The sequence below is a fragment of the Nitrospira sp. M1 genome, assembly GCF_965152605.1.
Map to the genome: position 1 here is coordinate 1,588,450 of NZ_OZ224217.1, position 18,198 is coordinate 1,606,647.

The window sequence follows — 18,198 nt, forward strand, 5'->3', positions numbered from 1 at the left end:
TTGTTGCTATCGTTTGCTGGCCGTTTACATTCTTGCGCTGATAAGTCGGTTCACTATTGATTCGTGTCGCATGTAGATTTGATTGGCCTAGAAGGTATTTTTTTACTGTGTCTAACTGGGCTCTCTCTCATGTAGCTTTAACCCGTCAGCAGGACGGATAAGGAACCACAGTATACCACCGACAAGGGCAAGGAAGGCGGCGGCTCCAAGTGCCACCGACCAGCCGAATTGTTCTGCAAGCCAGGGGGTGAGCGTTGGCGAAATTGTTCCGCCAAGATTTGCTCCGGTGTTCATCATTCCGGAGAGCGTGCCTGCGTGTGTTTTTGACAGGTCTGTGGTGGCCGCCCAAAATGCGCCCACGGTGAAGTATAGCCACCCAGCGCCGAGTGACAGCATTCCAATCGCCCCAAAGGGGGATGGTATATTTGCGCCAATGACAATGGAGAGTGAAGCGAGAATCATTCCTGCTGCCCCAACCCGTGATCGTCCAATGTTCAACCCGTGAGTCTGTGATAATTTATCAGTAACCCATCCTCCCCACGGACAGAACAGTGCCATGGCAAGGAATGGTGCTGACGCAAAAAATGCTCCCCGTAACACGTCAAAGCCACGCACATTGACAAGGTACAGATAGAACCATGACATATAGACATATGCCACATATCCAAGGCATGTATAGCTCAACACGAGCCACCAGACCGTGGGGGTTCGTATTATGGTGCGCCATGGAACGCCAGAAGGGGGGGGCGTGATTTCTTTTTTTCCTGTGTCTTGCTGTTTTGAGGGAGGCGAGGAGCTCATGGCGCGGGTAGCGTGAGGTTTCTGAATTGTGGCGTTTTCTATGTACAGGGCTTCTGCTTCATTCACGTGTCGATGGTGCCGTGGGTAGTCTGTTGCATACCAATACCAGAGAAGGGCAATGGCTATTCCCAGACCTCCTGCAGCATAAAATGCGGTCTGCCAGCCATAGTTGACCATAATCCACGCGGTGACCGGTGGAGTAAGTGCCGAACCAATGCCGATTCCTCCAATCGTAATGCCGATGCCCAGTCCACGTTCATGTGGTGGATGCCAGTTGGCCACGGCGCGGTTGAAGTTGGGGAGGGCTGCGGCTTCGCCGACGCCAATGAGAAATCTGACGAGCATGAGAGAACCCATAATGCCAATGGTGTTCGCGATTGAAAGAGTCGGGGCAACGGCCGTCAGGGCCGTAAAGATTGACCACCACAGTACGGCGAGTGTCAGAACTCGACGCGCTCCCCACCGATCGCCAAGCCATCCGCCTGGAATTTGAAAGATGGCATATCCGAAGACGAATGCCGAAAAAATTTGTCCCATTTGGAGATCCGTGAGTCCCAGGGCTGGCATCATCTGTCGAGCCGTGATGGAGATATTCACTCGATCGATATAGGTCACGATACTAATGAGGAGGAGAATTCCGAGAATTTTCCAACGAGTTCGGGTTGGTGATTCAGGCATAGAGTGACAATTCATCGTTGATTTGGTGGTCAGGGAAGGCTGCTGGTCATAACGCATTGACGTTATGATGAAATTTCGCTAAGTAAAGAGATACGCGAATGGCTTCTAGAAGGAGTTTTCTGTCCGGCCATGGTCGAGGGTTATGCTGTTTGATGCCGATTCGTCAGTGATTGTTTGGTGTGTGACGCCAATCATGATGTGAAAGAACGAGGGGGTGCTCCTCTTCATTTTGCTCTCTTTAGCTCTTTATTTGAGGCATGAGCCATGCCGTAGTTGGGCTTTTCACGAGAAGGCATTGTAACAATAGGCCGTCGCTCTTGATAGCGTTATCGAACGTTTTTTGAGTTTTGAAATTCTTTTCTTGAAACGTGTATGCGGTCCATGGTAGATGGGAGCCACCTAAGAACGGCACGGCCTAACTGTTGAAGAAGAAAGGCGAACATGCACGAGTAGCCTAAGCCGGAGCGACCTCCGCAGCTTATGGTTTTCTTGAGGTGAATGCTTCAACCAGTGTCTCTCCTTATGAAGATGTAGAGGCAGAGCACTATACGCTATGTTTCTTAGGCGATGTCACGAACTTGTGAAACACTACACTAGGAGGGTTCGCTAATGGCAACGAAGGCCAAGCCCAAGTCGAAAGCCAAGCCCAAGTCGAAAGCCAAACCGAAGCTGAAGGCTAAGTCATCAAAAAGTCCGTCGAAGTCAACCGCGAAGTCGAAGCGTCAAGCGACAACAGGGAGGAAGGCGGCGTCTCAATCCACGCGTCAGTCTGCCTCAAAAAAGGCTAAGGCAACAAAACCCAAGGCGGCCAAAAGCACCAAGTCAAACAAAAAAACTCAACCAGCGAAGAAAGCCAAGGCCACGAGTGCAAAAAAGTCAGCACGTAAAACGTCGGCCAAAAAGGCAATAAAAAAGAAGCCGATTAGCAAAACCGTGAATAAAAAAACTGCCCCAAAATCTGTAAAACCCAAAAAAGTTGTGAAGGCGAAAGGTAAGCCAAAAGTCACGGCCAAAGCCAAAGCCAAAGCCGTCACGTCAACGAAAAAAGCAAAGGGGAAAGCCCCTTCGAAGGCGTCTCGACCCCTTGTATCAGTCAAGAAACCTGATAGGCCGAAGGCCATCAAGAAGCCTGGTACGTCGAAAGCCGTACGCGAAGAACCCGTTTCCAAAAAGCAAGAGGCGGCTATCCTGACTGAAGAAGATGTGGCGAAGTCTCCTTTGGTTGCCGTCCTCAGTGCCGAAAGTGCCTCGTTAAGTTCTTTGAAATCTCCAAAAACGAGTCTTGATGCGGATGCGGATGTCGAAGTTGATGAACTCACCATAGAAGGGGCAGATGACTCCGACGATGATCTGGATGAATTGACTGATGACCTTGCGGACGAGTTTGTTGATGATGCGTTTCCTCGAGGTCTGGATGAAGAGAGTGATGATGATCTCACTGATGATCTTTCCGATGAGCTGGGAACGGAAAAGTTTTTCCGTGATAACGATTCGGGACTCGAAGATGATGAAGAGGATATTTCACGTTCCTGGTAACACGTGATCGCAGCAGAACTTGAAGCGTAAGAACATAAAGGAGGATGCATGTCGGAAGGGACTGGGTTGCTTCGAATTGGTGATCGCGCTCCGGATTTTGATGCCGTGACCACTCATATTTCAGAATTCAATTTTAGCGTGTGGCAGGAGCAAGATTGGGTCGTCTTGTTTTCACATCCGGCTGACTTTACGCCGGTGTGTACGACTGAAATTATGGAATTTGCCCGTCAACATGAGCAGTTTGCTTCGAGGCGGACGAAACTCATCGGTCTAAGTGTTGATAGTGTTCATTCACATCTTGCATGGCTTCAGAATATGAAACAGAAAATGGGGGTTGACATTCCATTTCCTATGATAGCTGATGTGGATATGACGGTATCTCATCGTTACGGCATGATTCATTCGGATGCCAGCTCCACGGCGACCGTTCGCACCGTGTTTGTGATCGATCCCAAGCGGGTGATTCGAGCTCTGATTTATTACCCCATGAATGTCGGGCGTAATGTTGATGAGGTGTTGCGGCTTGTCACGGCGTTACAGGCAACCGAACGGTATTCCTGCGCGACCCCGGTCAATTGGCATGAGGGTGAGAAGGTTGTGGTTCCTCCGCCTACAACCGTGAGTGATGTTGAAGCGCGATTGAATCAATCGGACCTTGATCACCAGGATTTCTACCTCATGCTGAAAGATGCCAGTCCTAAAAAGTCTCCGGAACCTGAAAGTCAATCTTCTTAGTGCCTCGCCATGTGTATCGGGGTTATTCCTCGTCTCGAGTCGTGACCATTCCGAGGTCCTCCTGTGTCGACCACGACGCGATTCACGCGTCTCAGGTATTTCTACTAGCCATGCATGTGAATATCCAGCACGATACCTAACGCGCGGCTTTGTTTTTGTCCTCTCGTACTGTCGCTATGTCTACACCAGTTCATCCAAGACCTATTCGAAGTTGGGTATGCCGGGCAGTGCTATGGCCTTGGATGGGATTGGCTTGATGTTCCGGTCTATCGTCATCGTTGGGATCATGGCGGCCAGTATGGGAAGTCTGAGCATTGCTTGGGCTTGTGAACTGAGTCAATCGTCTGAGACTGACCCTGATGTCTTCCGTCGTCATCTTGTTGGGTCATGCACTGCGGAGGAACGTGAACGCCATGCGATTCATGCTGATTCCCTGTTCCAGGCACTACACGATGGGAAACGAATTGATCTTCGCGGGGTCATGATCGTTGGTGACTTGCTGTTGGATCAGTTGCCTCTTCAATCCATCAGCGCGGCATCTTTGTCTTCAGACGTGATTCAAAAAATCGCCGCTGAACGTCAGATTGAAGACGTTCGGGTTATTCAGCGTCCAGTGGCTATTCATGACGCACTCATTCAAGGCACTTGGGCTACGAATTTACGACAAGGTATGCTGGTCATAGTAGGAGAATTTTCTATCACTGGAAGCCGATTTGAACGGTCAGTCGATTTTTCACATACAGCATTTCTTCACGATCTGAACTTTTCAAACTCGAAAATCTTGTATGAGGGCTTTTTTGTTCGTGCGCATCTTGAAGGGCAGGCTGTATTTCATCACGTCCTATTCGGGACACATTCTCGATTTCATAAAGCGCACTTCAAGCAGGAGGCGGACTTTAGCGAAAGCCGGTTTACCGGGCTTGCGGAATTCTTGGAAGTCATCTTTGAGCAAGGGGCCAATTTTACACAAGCACAATTTCAGATGGGAACGGGTTTCTCGGGAGCTCGATTTGATGGGCCTGGCACGTTTTCCGAGTCGCAGTTTCATCGCGAGGCGTTTTTTCGGTTTTCGTCTTTTCAGCAGGAAGCAAACTTTCAAGATGCCACATTTCAGGCAGTCAGTGACTTTACCGACTCCTCATTTGCCGGTCTCACAAATTTTAGAAATGTGGAATTTCTCACGCCACCGGAGTTTTCAGGAACGACACTTGATGGGAAATGGCAAAGTATGAGTAGGCAGAAAGACGTAAGTGGTAACCTTTCTATCATCTTGGCTTTCCTGGGCTTTCTCTGTGTTCTTGCCTGGGGTGTAAAAAAATGGCGATATTCTTAGGGTAATTGTGGCTTGTCCCCAATATATAGAGAAGGGATTGATGGAGCCCACAAAAGATGGTATATCTTAAAGATCGCACCGTTGTTTGAGTCAGTCACGAGAACGCAAATATATGGAAAGTCTGCAAATTGATGAATCATTGGATGATACCTATAAGGTTCAACTCGATTCATTTAATGGTCCTCTTGATCTTCTTCTCCATCTGATCCGAAAGCAAGAAATCAATATTTATGATATCCCGATTGCTCTTATTACGCAGCAATACTTAAGCTATATCAATTTACTGAAAAACTTGAATCTCTCCTTTGCCGGAGAGTTTCTTGTGATGGCTGCAACACTATTGCAAATCAAATCACGGCTCCTCCTTCCCAAGGATGAGACCCCTGTTGAGGATGACGGGGAAGGCGAGGATCCTCGAGCGGAGTTAGTTCGTCAGTTAGTCGAATATGAACAATTCAAAGATGCGGCGTTTCGTCTATCGACTCAGGGAAAAATCTGGGGCGAAGCCTTCATTCGTGAACCGGTTCCCTCGACTCAAGGAGAGACTCTCAGTGCGGCTGACGATGACATGCTCTCCGATGATCTGAGTTTGTTTGATCTTGTCGGAGCTTTGCAGCGGGTGTTAGATCGAGCGACGCCCGATCAGGTCTTTATTGATGTCACCAAAGAGTCCTTGTCTATTCAGGATAGAATTCATGGTATTCTCGAACGTCTAGAGATTGAATCCTCTGCCGCGTTTGACGAACTGTTTGAGCATCTCAAGTCGCGCCCTCTGATTATTGTCACATTTCTGGCCCTGTTAGAACTTGTGCGTATGAATTTAGTTCGCCTGTATCAGAGTGATATCTTTGGCCCGATACGTGTGACCAGGAATTTTGTTCCAGGCGATGGCAGCGGCAGCACAGAACTATAACGAGCCATACATGGGTGATGTGAAAAATGTCGGAGAATTGATTTGATCGTGAAGAGACAAGAATGTATCGAGTGCTTCCTCGTAGATTTTGATGAATGTGTTACGGAGGCCTAGGATGACAGTCAAAACGTTAGGTCAAGAAGATTGTGTTGAGGCGGAAGCTGTCGAGAGTGTCACGGAGGAGCCACAGCTTTCGATTGCAGATGGTCCGTCGATTGACGTATTAAAGCAAGAAGAACAAAACGGGAGTTTTGACGAGAGTGTTGATTTCGCAGATTCAGAAATTAAAGGGATCCTTGAAGCCGTTTTATTTGTGTCTCATGATCCAGTTACCGTCGATAAATTATCCACCGTGCTCGAAGGGGTTCCAAAGTCTAAGATCATAGAAGTTCTTCGGATTTTACAGTCTGATTATGAGAGTGAAGGGCGCGGGTTATGTCTTTCGGAAGTTGCTGGGGGCTTCCTCTTGGCGACTCGTCCGGATTGTGGGATGTTCATTCGCCGTCTCTCGAAAACCAAGTCCTCTTCGAAGCTGTCTCCATCGGCACTTGAAGCGCTGGCCATCGTCAGTTATAAGCAACCCATTACTCGCTCGGATATTGAAAAAATCCGAGGGGTTGAAACTTCCGGGGTGCTTCGGACACTCCTTGATCAAAAACTTGTGAGAATCGTAGGACGGCAAGATGTTCCTGGACGTCCAATTCTCTATGGAACAAGCAAGCAATTTCTTCAACGATTTGGTCTGCGAGATCTGAGGGATCTTCCGCCCCTAAAAGAAATACAGGATCTTGGGAATCCCGTTACGTTAGCCCTTCCGTTCGATGAAGGTGAGGCGCCTTCAGATACCGCTTCTACGGAAGGGAATGGTGACCTTCCAGCCTAGCCCTCCGACCGTGTACACTGAAGTATGTGAAGACGGTTCAGCGTGTACTTTTTCCCTCAATCTTCTCCTATGCAGGAGTCATGGCGTGGTTCGATGCCTTTAATTCTTCCTGATAAGAAATCTTCAGTTGTTCAAGATCTCCACCGACTTCTCGGTGACCATAAAGTCAAGAGTGATGTGTCGACTCTTAAGGCCTATGCCGTCGATGCAAGCATTTACCGACTGTCCCCGAAAGTCATTGCCCTTCCTGAATGTGAAGCCGATATTGATCTGATCGTCGAGTACGCCGTTCGTCATGGCATTCCGCTCACCGCACGAGCTGCTGGAACCAATCTCACCGGGTCAGCGATAGGGACGGGGATCATTCTCGATGTCTCTAGGATGAATAAAATTCTCGAGGTGAATCACGCTGAAAAATGGGCAAGGGTTCAACCGGGAATTGTGTTGGCTGAATTGAATAAACAACTTGTGACGTCGAATCTGATGTTCGGTCCAGATCCATCGAGCGGAGAGATGTGTAAGCTTGGCGGCATGTTGGCGAATAATTCTTCCGGGCCGCATACGCTGCGGTACGGGTCAGTCAAAGATAATGTGTTGGCGCTTCGCGTACGATTACCTCAAGGCGGTTGGCTGCAGGCCCAATCGTATAAGATGGATGATCCGGCTCTGTCCCGTATTTTTGACGAGCACCCGTCCCTTCGGTCGCTCCTAGATTTGGTTCGCGAACATGATGCCTTGATTCAGGCGAAACGCCCGCATGTGAGTAAGAATAGTTCTGGGTATAATCTTTTTGATTTGATCGATGGGGTGAAGCGAGAGGTATGGGATTTGCCGAAACTCTTTATCGGGAGTGAAGGCACGCTTGGGATTTTCAGCGAAGCGACGATTCGGCTCGTCGATCGTCCAACATCCACGGCTTCTGCTCTGATTCACTTTCGTCATTTGGAGGAAATGGGGGAGGCGGTCCCAGACCTGTTGACGCTTATGCCGAGCGCTCTTGAGGTGATGGATGCCAATACACTCAATTTGATCGGGAGAGACACGTACGGCATTCCGGCTGATTCCGCAGCCACACTGCTTATTGAATTTGATCAAGGCGAAGATCCTGGGCGAAGTGAGCGACTTCTGAGCCTCTGTCGCGGCTATCGTTTATCCGCTGATCCGGTGGTGGCGTTCGATGGTGAAAAACAACAGGAGCTGTGGAAGGCTCGAAAGGCGCTGTATCCCACTCTGTACCGGTATGATCAGCACAAAAAACCTATTAACTTTGTGGATGATGTTGTTGTGACGGCGGAACGCACCGCAGAGCTGATTCGTTACCTGGAAGGTTTTTTTGGAGAGCAAGATATTGCGGTGGCTGTCTTTGGGCATATTGGTGATGGCAACGCGCATATTCTTCCTTTATTGGATCTGAATGATTCAAAAGATTTCCAGGGAATGGTGAACGCGCACCGCGCGGTGCATCAGGTTGTGCTTGAGACCTTTGGAGGGTCGATATGCGGCGAGCACGGAGATGGGCGTATTCGTGCGGAAATGGTCCGTCCGATGTTTGGCGAAGATTTATACCAAGTTTTCGTAGAGGTGAAGCGGTTCCTGGACCCGACTGGAGTGATGAATCCAGGGGTGAAGATCAGCAATGAATCCTTTACGGAACATATTGATTATGAGCGTCTGGCTAAACCCTGTGCCACCTGTGCGAAGTGCAACGCGGTCTGTCCGGTATATGATGTCTTTCAGTCCGAAGATATGAGTTCGCGTGGCTGGTTCGAAATTGTTACGGACAAGGATTATCGTTATTTGGATTCAAAGCGCGTGGTGGATGCCTGTCTCAACTGCAAGTCCTGTCGAACTGTGTGTCCGGCTGATGTCGATGTGTCGGACTTGATTTTGCAACGACGTGCGGAACATCCCAATCGGCTGATGGGATGGGTGTTTGGTCTGCATGCTCGTCCCTGGATTTTTGAGCGTTTGCTCAAGATCGCGGCATACACGCAACCGATCTGGGATCGCCCTTCTATTCGGCGAGGAATAGAAACATTCACTCGGCCAATACTCCGTCAGCTTGCTCCAAATGCGGCTATCCCCCAGGGGCTCATTCTTCCGCAATTAGCGAAACGTACGTTGCGCGAGCGGTATCCAGAGATGTGTCCAACGTCAGAAAAAAATTCCGCTACAGTCGCGTATTTCCATGGGTGTGCGGCAAATTATTTTGAGGATGGGGTTGGTGATGCGGTCATCAGCGTCTTGCGTAAACAGGGTCTTGAGCCAGTACTTCCAGTTCAACGATGTTCTGGAACACCGATTGAAACCTATGGCCATCGCGATTTAGTCAAAGAGGGCGCTCGAGAGAACATTGCCAATTTGGCATCGTATGAGACCGTCGTGACTGGCTGTGCGTCTTGTACCCTTAGCTTGAAGGACTATGCGCGATTGTTCAAGGGCGAGCCCGAAGAAGAATTGGCCAATCAATTGTCTACTCGGGTCAAGCATATTTCTGAGCTGCCAGGAAATGTCCGGATAGCAGAGGCGAAGCATCACGAGACGTCATCGTCCCACACGCCGCGGAAAGAAACGGTGACCTATCATTCCTCTTGTCATTTACGTGCTGCGGGGGTGACGAAGGCTCCACGAAAGGCGTTATCGAATCTGCCAGGTCTGCAGTTTGTTGAAATGCAAGACGCCGATCGATGCGCTGGGGGAGCGGGGACCTATATTGTAAAAGACTATGAGACGTCGCAAAAAATTTTCGATCGGAAACGGAATGCCATTCTTGATAGTGGGGCGCAAACTGTGGCAACTAGTTGTCCAGCCTGTATGATTCAGTTGAAAAATGGACTGCGGGGCACCGTGGCAGTGAAGCATATTGCTGAATTACTGGACGAAGCGAGTGAGAAATAATTGTGTCTGAGGAAGAGTTCGTGCTTAAATAGATTCTTGCCTCGTACGTGATATGTGAGAGGACCATATGATTAAAGTGCTGGTTTTTGGGCAGACCCTTCAGGATGCAATCGAAGAGCCTGAGTTTGAATGTGACGTACCTGAGCCGATGACGGTCCGAGAGCTTTTTGCAACTCATGCGGAAAAGTTTGAGCCGTTCCAATCGTTTCTTCATTCCAATCAAGTGATGGTCACGATTAATTTGAGGGTTTCAACGTTGGAGTCGAAGATTAAGGATGGCGATACGCTTAAACTTACCTACCAGTTTAATCCAGAGCTTGAAGGCGCTCGATGGCATAATCCCTAGCGACACTTCGCCTGTTTCGTCTGACCTGCATGTGTTCATACCGATAGATATCGGGAAGACCTATCGATCAAGTTCTTGAGAAACGGTGAGGAAGGCTCGGAGGATTGCCTTTCTCCTTGCTCTTCCCCCAAATTCCTACCCAGTCTTTGCTACAGTCTCAGATCACAGTGTAGGTAATAGCCGTTTCAATTATAGCGAACCCAAATAGCTTCCAGCCGAATGTGCATCATGTACACAGCGCTAAAACACACGTCGTACAAACGGAAGTATGATTGAAACGGCTATATATGACCTGACGTTTGCAGCTATAGGTCCTGAGAAGCAGTAACAATATATACTCGGGCACATTGTGGAAATGGCTGTCACGCTAGGGGAATGGGGCAATAATGGATGTGGACTTATCGGAAGCTGCGTGAGTCTAAAACGAAGAATAGACGTGATGGGGCTGGTCTACGGTTGATACCTGAGCGTTTTGGTCCGCAGTTTTAGCTGCGGATGTCTCGTTGCCTTCAACATCGGTATTGATGAGTATCCAGGAATCAGGGTTGGCATTAATGGCCGTCACTAATTCAGCGTGAAGTTGATGTCCTGCACGATCGGCTACAATGTGGCCAATCACAGGTAATCCGAGTAAGGCAAGATCGCCGATAAGGTCGAGAATTTTGTGTCGAACGCATTCGTCTGTATAGCGCAGGCCAGGTTCATTTAAAAGTGTGGTGTCAGAAAAGACGAGCGTATTGTCCAGTGATCCTCCCATCCCGAGCCCTCGCGACCAGAGCCCTTCGACTTCTTCTTTGAATGCAAACGTTCTCGCAGGGGCGATATTTCGTTGGAACTCGGATGGCGAAGCGTGGTGGACATAAGTTTGAGATTTGATAAGTGGGTGATCATACACAATCGAATAGGAAATTTTCTGTAAAGGTGCTGGATAGACGGACAGAGACTTGTTTCCGCGTTCAACTGAAATAGGGTGAACAATTTTCAAATAGGTTCTCGGAACAGTTTGTTCGACAATCCCGGCTTCCTGTAGCAAGCTCACAAATGGCGCTGAGCTGCCATCGAGAGCTGGGATTTCATTTCCTGTCAGCTCAAGGCGGACATTGTCGATTTCAAGACCGGAAAGAGCGGAAAGGAGATGTTCCACCGTCTGTATTTGAAATGTATTGAAACTCAGCGCGGTGCATAAATCCGTTGGGTGTAGGCACTGGATGGTGGCTGGGCATGCTTCAGGAACGCCTGATGTTACCTTATGGAAAATGAAGCCGGTGCCGGGAGGCGCCGGGTGAACTGTCAGTTCGGCAGTTTCGCCTGAGTGGAGTCCTACGCCTGAAACCGAGATCGCCTTGCCAATCGTTTGTTGAAATCTCATTCATGCCTCTCATTAGGTGTAATCCACAGGCTGAAAACTGAAAATTCTACTTGTACAAGAGCAAGTAAGATGCCGAGTAAAGATAACGCACAAACGATAACGAACAGAATAAAATGTATAGTGATCGTAACGCGTTTGTGTCGAAAGGTCCAGTAAAAATGTTGTACGAAAGATGCACCTGTATCTTTTTTGCCTACCAAGGTTTCCTCATGAGCCTATCTATTTCATCTGTATGTGCAGGATGCTCATCATTAGGGCAGAGCCTCTCTTGCAATGCGTGAACCATGAGGATTTACAACGCGGTTTCACGCGTTTCATGTGGATGAAGTTATAGCCGTTCCACTAGACGTCTGTCTGTACGACAAGCGTTGTTGCGCTGTGAATATGATGTACATTCGACTGAAAGTTTTTTTATTTCGCTATAATTGCATCGGCTATCACGATTAGATGTGTCATGCGCAGGACTCTACAACGGCTTATTGATGAAAACTAGGTACGTACGGGAAGTTTACAGAGAGTTTACGCGGAGCGTTGAGTGCAGAAGCGGGAATTATGAATTCACAAGAAATGGTTGTGTGAACACCATGTATTCTTTGGGAAGATGGTCACATTTGTTCGATTGTATGAGTCCTCGAATAATTCCGTGATGCTTCTTCGGCAATCCCGATTCAATGAACGCCTGCTCAAAGAGTGACCATCTCAGATGACGATGTGCCGCCAGTTGTTCGCGTTCTTCCTGTGATTTTTGTTGTATGGCAGTCGAAAGAAAGCGAATGGCTTTTTCAACGCTATTATAAGGAGGAGCAAGGTGGAGAAACGCATAAAACTGTTCAAGGTGATAGCGGAAGTCTTCACGCAGCGAGAGCGCGAGGTGATCAGGTTGTGGGCTCATTCGTGTATCCAATCAGAGTCATGAGATGTTTTAGAGACGCCTATCATAAAAAAAAAGGGAGGCCAAGCTCAAGGTCTGACCTCCCGTGGATACATTGTGCTGTGAAAAGTAAAACCTTCTGAGGTGGATGGCAAACGTTATTTGATGGCAGCCAATAACTGTTTCATGTTCGGTTCTTTGAGCTTTTGGAGGGCTTTGGCTTCAATCTGTCGAACTCGTTCCCGTGTGACTGACATGGTTTGTCCCACTTCCTCAAGTGTCCAGGGTTCATCTTGTCCGAAGCCAAATCGAAGACGAATGACCATTTGTTCTCGTTCTGTCAGTGTGCTGAGCACACGTTGGACTTGTTGATTCGTTTGTTTTTTGGCAATTGGACATTCGGGAGAGGCAGATTTTAAGTCAGCCACAAAGTCCGTTAAGAGGGTTTCGCCATCTCCGACAGGTGTTTCAAGGGAGAGCGGATCTTGAAAGACTTGAACAGTTTCTTGAACTTTATCAGGGTTCATGTTCAAGAATGCTCCAATATCTTCCATCTGTGCTGGCGCAGCATGTTGTTGAGTCAATCGTTTCGACACACGGGCAATCTTATTTGAAATCTCATTCATATGGACTGGAATACGAATGGTGCGTGATTGATCAGCGAGCGCGCGGGTAATTCCTTGACGGATCCACCAGGTTGCGTAGGTGCTGAACTTAAATCCTTTGCTATGCTGAAATCGTTCGGCAGCCTTCATTAGACCAATATTGCCTTCTTGGACAAGATCTAGGAAGGCCAGGCCATGCCCGGCATAGCGTTTGGCAATATCCACGACTAATCGTAAATTCCGTTGCACGAGTTCTGCTTTGGCTTGCTCCAACTGACTACCGGCGGCTTGTAACTGTTGGCAAAGTGATGCGATGTATTTTGCACGTCGCCTGTCTTGTTTCTCTAAGGCCATCAACGTACATCTAGCTTCTTCAATCGCCGGGACGGACAATCCACTGAGTTCGTGAATTTCCTTGAGTTTTTCAATGACCTGTTGTTGTGCGGACGATTTCGGTAATGTTTTGGCTTCCTGAAGACCTTGCTTGACTATGGTACGTATTGAACCGCTGGCTTGGTCGATACGTTTTCCAAGCTCAGCTTCCGAATGGCGGTCAAGCAATGGCTTTGGTCCAAAGGAGCGAAAATAGAGAGACTCGAGTGCCGGGGATTGACTGCCTGCGGGCGGGGTGTAGGTTCGACCGGCGTTTGATGGCAGTTCATCAACATGATCATTGGCTAGAGTGGCATGTGAGTGTTTCATAGTCTAGGTTTCCATGGGGTGAAGTGTGTTTGCTTTTTTCTTTCGAATACCGGTCATCTGTTTGACGCCCTATAGTCATGAAAAAAGCAAAAAGCAAGCCACGAATGAAGAGATGAACAACATAAGGGGCTAATTCCCTTCAGTTTTTCCTCATTCACCTTATTCTGAATAGAGGAAGCCTTTTTGCGGATATGGCGTATTTGCTTGTTGTGCGCTACATCTAACATGTTGAAAGTATGAGTCTTTTATTGTACGACCGTGTGATTGCTCAGAGGGCATCCTGAGAAGCGTGTGAATGTATTTTCTCCGGGTGTCCTCTTCACGTTCTTCATCGGATGAGTCTGGGAGTTCCTGGAGTCCAAAGGCAGAAAAGGTTGGAATGTTTGACTCTGTGCTGCATGAATTGACAGTTTTTTGATGTAAAGACTGTGAACAGCCGAGAAATCATCGTGAGGTTCTCCTCTCATAGGTGAGGCAATGTCGGTATCCATGGGAGATAGCGGGATGGGCTTAGGCTTGGGTGGGTGGATACACGTGTTGTTGAAATACGTGATGGACTCGCTTCATGCGATCGTGAATTTCTCTTTCTAAAGCCACGGCTCCATCATTCCAATTTTGAGTCACAAACCCTAAGCGTCGAGCAAGAAAAATTAAGCTATCTGAATGAGACTCCGGCAGCAGCAGGTCTTGGGCATGACCCCGAACGATACGAAGTGCATCGATCAATTGGCGAAAGAAAAGATATTCTTCATGGAGGATAGTTTCTTCGTCGGTTTGAAGGATCTTCCGTCGTTGAAGGATTGTGAGCGCTTCAAGTGTATTGGGCGTACGAAGCGATGGAAGACGATGGCCGTGCATCAGTTGGAGATATTGGGTGAGATATTCAATGTCAATAATACCGCCTGGACTATATTTGACGTGAATGGATTGACCTGGCACTAGTTCTTTCATTTGTCTGGCGCGGAGACCTAAGGCAATGTCTAAGGGCCAAGGTTGAGCGCTATAGACGTATCGATCACGATGCCATTCAACTTTTTCTCCGAGCTTGCTATCGCCGGCGACGTATCGAAGTTTGATCATGGCTTGGCGTTCAAAGGGAGCGGCCGAGCCCTGATGATCATAGTATTTGCGGATTTCTTCAAATGAATTTGCGAGCAGGCCTTTGTCACCGTAAGGTCGCAGACGTGTGTCAACATGAAAGATGCCTTTATTTTTGGCTTCAATCCAACGAAGAATTTCTTGTACGAGTTGTTCAAAATAATCGGTTGAACGCATCTGGTGTGTGTGTTTCGCGGATTTTTTCATCTCATAGACAAAGAGCACTTCAATATCAGACGCATAACCCAGTTCTTTTCCTCCCAATTTCCCTAACCCGAATATGGTAAATGCGTACGGTCGCGCTTCTTGCTTTGGGAGTTTGAATTGTTTCGCAAGAACCTCCTGGGCTTCGCGCAGAGCGTATTCAAGAACAACTTCTGCAAGGTTCGTTAGGGCGAGCGAAAAGTCCGGTACCCATACGGTATCCAGCATATGCTTCATATCGATTCGGAACAGCTCTTGATCTTTGAAGGTGTTCAGGCAGACACGTCGTTCATCGGTGGACTTGCAAGCTTTGAGTTGAGCCGTCAGGGCTTGCTCCAGATCAGCCTTTTCGCGAATGATCGGGTCTTTCAGGAAGTCTGTCATCGCCGGTAAGAGGTTGGCATGTTGTCGGCGAAGAAGGTCTTCCCAGAGAAAGTCACTACTGCCAAACAATTTCGCCAGGTGTCCGAGTAGTGATTGCTGTCGTAAGAGAGAAAATGTCTGAGATTGTTGTTTGTCTCCTTGCAGGTCATCCAAGAGTTGATCGAAGTGCTCAAGCGCTTTCCCAGGATCAGGAGCCCATGTCAGGAAATGTGAGAATTCTTTGATCAGTGCGGCTGTGGACATGAGTTCTTGTTGTTCATCGGCCGAGTTGATTTTTCCGCCCGTTCGTCCTTGTACGAATAATTCATTGTGCGCGGTGTTGCCCTTCACTTCGATTTTGGCTTTCGCAATATAGACGCCACGCATCGTGAGGGCATTGGCGAATGTATACAAAAACGCCGGGGTGTCGGTGGCCCGAATTTCCATGACTGTGGCATCGGATGCGCGGGCATTATGGAATTGTACTTCAACCGGATGGACGACTTCTGAGACATGAGGCTTGAGTTGTTCGAGTGATTCAAGGAGTGCGCGATTGACGTGACTTCGGACTTGTCGGAAATTTCGGGTCTCGAGTAACCGAATCATGGCGAAGACCGATTCTTTGAATTTCATTTGTTGCGTACGCTGAAACACGCATCCTGGCAACAGTTTAACATTGAACACATCAACGACTTTTTTTCGCGACAGTCCACGAACCGCATTCCCTGAGTTTGCTAATCCTGGTTTCACTTGGAGTTGCCGACTCGGTCGAGTCGAGGATGATGATGCTGTTGCGGCCTGGTCCGTCAAGGTGTAGATAATGGCATTTCGAATGTCGAGTCCGACGGAAGAGAGTAGCCCACAGAGCATGGCAAATTCTGAATAGTAATCGTAGGCGATAATCGTTAATTGATAGAGTTGTTTCGGATATTTTTTAATGGTGATGGCGCATGGTTGTTCAGGGGTGAGCGTGCCGACTAACGAGAGATGTTCCGTGACGATGTCTGGGGGAAACTGCTTAAAATATTCCGGGTCCATCCGATGAACAAAATCCTCAATAATACGAGGATGAAGTTGCGGACATGCATGTTGTAATTCTTGAATTCGATTTTGATGATCCATCACGATAAGATTACACTGAAATGGCGATACATTGTAAGGTCTATAGTCTGATCGTCTATAATACCCAAGTCTTACGGAATCCCCATTCACATGAGTGTTTTGCCTAATGAATGACGCGCCTATCCCCGATCCCACCCCGTTATTGCTCTCATCGACATTAGGGCGCCAGGACGTGGCTCGTTTGCTCAGGCCGTATGGATTCGAGCGACCGGCTCAGGCTGATGCCAATTTACAATCAATGGCTGGCCATCCAGAAGAACGTCGAGCCCTGTCCGTCATTCTCGCTGAATTGTTGCGTGCGGTCGGCGAGACGGCTGACCCCGATCAAGCCTTGAATGCATGGGAGCACTATATCGCCACCGGGATTCAACGTCGATCGCTCTTTCAGTTCTTGCATCAAGCTCCGAGAATGCTGCACCTGTTGTGTATGATTTTTGGCAATAGTCCGGCCATGGCCGAAACGCTGATTCGCGATCCGATGCTGCTGTACTGGCTTGTTGAAGAGCGAGTTGACACTCGTTCTCCAACTCGTAAGCAAATGGAGAACAGTCTACGAACGTCTCTGGCAATGTTTCAAAGTTATGAGCGAAAGGGGGATGCGCTTCGACGTTTTAAACGAAGAGAAATGCTGCGTATTGGTATTCGAGATTTGTTGCGTGTCGCGGATGTCGCCGAAACTGTTTGTTCCCTGTCGAATATGGCTACGGTGTTGATCCAAGCCGTCTATGAACTTGTCGATGAGCATCTTCGTGCGCAACATGGAGCTCCGAGTCATCGTAATCGGCATGGACGCTTGGTACAGACTGGATTTGTGGTCATGGGTATGGGGAAACTGGGTGGGGGAGAACTCAATTATAGCTCGGATGTGGATCTTGTGTATGTCTATCAAACGGATGAGGGCGAAACGCAGACGAGCAATGGACTAACTCCGATGTCCAATAATGAGTATTTTGAGAAGCTTGCTCGGGAAATCACACATGTGCTTGATATCACGACGGATGAAGGTGCGATCTTTCGTGTTGATTTACGTTTGCGCCCTGAGGGAGATGTCGGGGCATTAGCCAAATCACTAGAGGATTCCGTGCACTATTACCGGACTCGAGGACGAGACTGGGAGCGAATGGCCTTTATTAAAGCCTATCCGATTGCAGGAACCAAATCGATTGGCCGGTCATTTTTGCGCCGGATTCGATCCTTTATTCATGGACAGAAACAGGCACCGTCGGAACATGTGATACAGACCGTCCGATCTCTGAAAGTCAAAATCCATGCAAAGCTTCGTCAACGAGGCGAAGAAACACGGCATGTGAAATTGGGTATAGGCGGCATTCGAGAGATCGAATTCCTGGTCCAAGCCCTTCAACTCTTGCATGTCCACCAATCTCCGCATGTGATGGAACGCAATACCTTAAAAGCCCTAGCGCTTTTAGGCGGATTACAGATTTTGTCTGCAGAGTCTGTCGGTCAACTTGATGCTGCATACCGATTTCTTCGCGACCTCGAACATAAACTGCAGATGGTGAATGACCTCCAAACGCATGTCCTGCCGAGTGATATCGAAGAGGTGGCAAAATGTGCCGTGCGCATGGGCTACACCAAAGGTGACGCGCCTCCCGAAACCGCTCAAGCCTTTTTGGATGAGTATGACCGTCATACCTCAATCGTTCATCGCTTGTATCAACAAACCATTGGGATATAGCCTGCAAGGCTTGAAATCACGGAAATGGTGGTTATCTATGGC

General features: G+C 48.3%; 13 protein-coding genes. 8 read left to right on the forward strand and 5 right to left on the reverse strand.

From position 1 onward, the window contains the following. Nucleotides 1-111: 111 nt before the first annotated feature. Nucleotides 112-1,479 (reverse strand): MFS transporter, encoded by a 1,368-nt coding sequence (locus tag ACWHX8_RS07475; RefSeq protein ID WP_447971328.1) that lies wholly within the window; start codon nt 1,477-1,479, stop codon nt 112-114. 609 nt (nt 1,480-2,088) lie between these two features. Between ACWHX8_RS07475 and ACWHX8_RS07480 the strand changes: the two genes are divergently transcribed. The 7 genes from ACWHX8_RS07480 to ACWHX8_RS07510 all read left to right on the forward strand — a co-directional run bounded on the left by ACWHX8_RS07480 (nt 2,089) and on the right by ACWHX8_RS07510 (nt 10,123). Continuing rightward, the gene (locus ACWHX8_RS07480) at nt 2,089-3,015 is read left to right on the forward strand and encodes a hypothetical protein (protein WP_447971329.1); all 927 of its coding nucleotides are present in this window, start codon (nt 2,089-2,091) and stop codon (nt 3,013-3,015) included. Between the two features lie 48 nt (nt 3,016-3,063). After that, the gene (locus ACWHX8_RS07485; protein ID WP_447971330.1) at nt 3,064-3,750 is read left to right on the forward strand and encodes a peroxiredoxin; all 687 of its coding nucleotides are present in this window, start codon (nt 3,064-3,066) and stop codon (nt 3,748-3,750) included. Between the two features lie 217 nt (nt 3,751-3,967). Beyond that, nucleotides 3,968-5,083 (forward strand): pentapeptide repeat-containing protein, encoded by a 1,116-nt coding sequence (locus ACWHX8_RS07490; protein ID WP_447971331.1) that lies wholly within the window; start codon nt 3,968-3,970, stop codon nt 5,081-5,083. 112 nt (nt 5,084-5,195) lie between these two features. Beyond that, nucleotides 5,196-5,996 carry a segregation and condensation protein A gene (locus ACWHX8_RS07495; RefSeq protein ID WP_447971332.1) on the forward strand — a complete coding sequence of 267 codons (801 nt, stop codon included), beginning with the start codon at nt 5,196-5,198 and terminating at the stop codon, nt 5,994-5,996. A 115-nt stretch (nt 5,997-6,111) separates the two neighbouring features. Then, nucleotides 6,112-6,879, forward strand: a complete 768-nt coding sequence (gene scpB / locus ACWHX8_RS07500; RefSeq protein ID WP_447971333.1) for an SMC-Scp complex subunit ScpB — start codon at nt 6,112-6,114, stop codon at nt 6,877-6,879. Nucleotides 6,880-6,972: 93 nt separating this feature from the next. Next, nucleotides 6,973-9,777, forward strand: a complete 2,805-nt coding sequence (locus ACWHX8_RS07505; protein WP_447971334.1) for an FAD-binding and (Fe-S)-binding domain-containing protein — start codon at nt 6,973-6,975, stop codon at nt 9,775-9,777. 67 nt (nt 9,778-9,844) lie between these two features. Continuing rightward, entirely contained in the window at nt 9,845-10,123 is a 279-nt protein-coding gene (locus ACWHX8_RS07510; protein ID WP_447971335.1) for a MoaD/ThiS family protein, read from the forward strand. 418 nt (nt 10,124-10,541) lie between these two features. Here the strand turns inward: ACWHX8_RS07510 and lpxC are convergent, their stop codons facing one another. From lpxC to ACWHX8_RS07530, 4 genes are all read right to left on the reverse strand, one after another. Next, nucleotides 10,542-11,492 (reverse strand): UDP-3-O-acyl-N-acetylglucosamine deacetylase, encoded by a 951-nt coding sequence (gene lpxC / locus ACWHX8_RS07515; RefSeq protein WP_447971336.1) that lies wholly within the window; start codon nt 11,490-11,492, stop codon nt 10,542-10,544. Nucleotides 11,493-12,042: 550 nt separating this feature from the next. Next, the gene (locus ACWHX8_RS07520; protein WP_447971337.1) at nt 12,043-12,384 is read right to left on the reverse strand and encodes a hypothetical protein; all 342 of its coding nucleotides are present in this window, start codon (nt 12,382-12,384) and stop codon (nt 12,043-12,045) included. A gap of 137 nt (nt 12,385-12,521) precedes the next feature. Further along, a complete protein-coding gene (locus ACWHX8_RS07525) occupies nt 12,522-13,670 on the reverse strand; it encodes a sigma-70 family RNA polymerase sigma factor (RefSeq protein WP_447971338.1) in 1,149 nt (382 codons plus the stop codon). A gap of 510 nt (nt 13,671-14,180) precedes the next feature. Next, a complete protein-coding gene (locus ACWHX8_RS07530; protein WP_447971884.1) occupies nt 14,181-16,457 on the reverse strand; it encodes a [protein-PII] uridylyltransferase family protein in 2,277 nt (758 codons plus the stop codon). Between the two features lie 106 nt (nt 16,458-16,563). On the opposite strand from ACWHX8_RS07530, the gene ACWHX8_RS07535 reads away from it, so the two are divergent. Then, nucleotides 16,564-18,156 carry a [protein-PII] uridylyltransferase family protein gene (locus ACWHX8_RS07535; RefSeq protein WP_447971339.1) on the forward strand — a complete coding sequence of 531 codons (1,593 nt, stop codon included), beginning with the start codon at nt 16,564-16,566 and terminating at the stop codon, nt 18,154-18,156. Nucleotides 18,157-18,198: the final 42 nt, after the last annotated feature.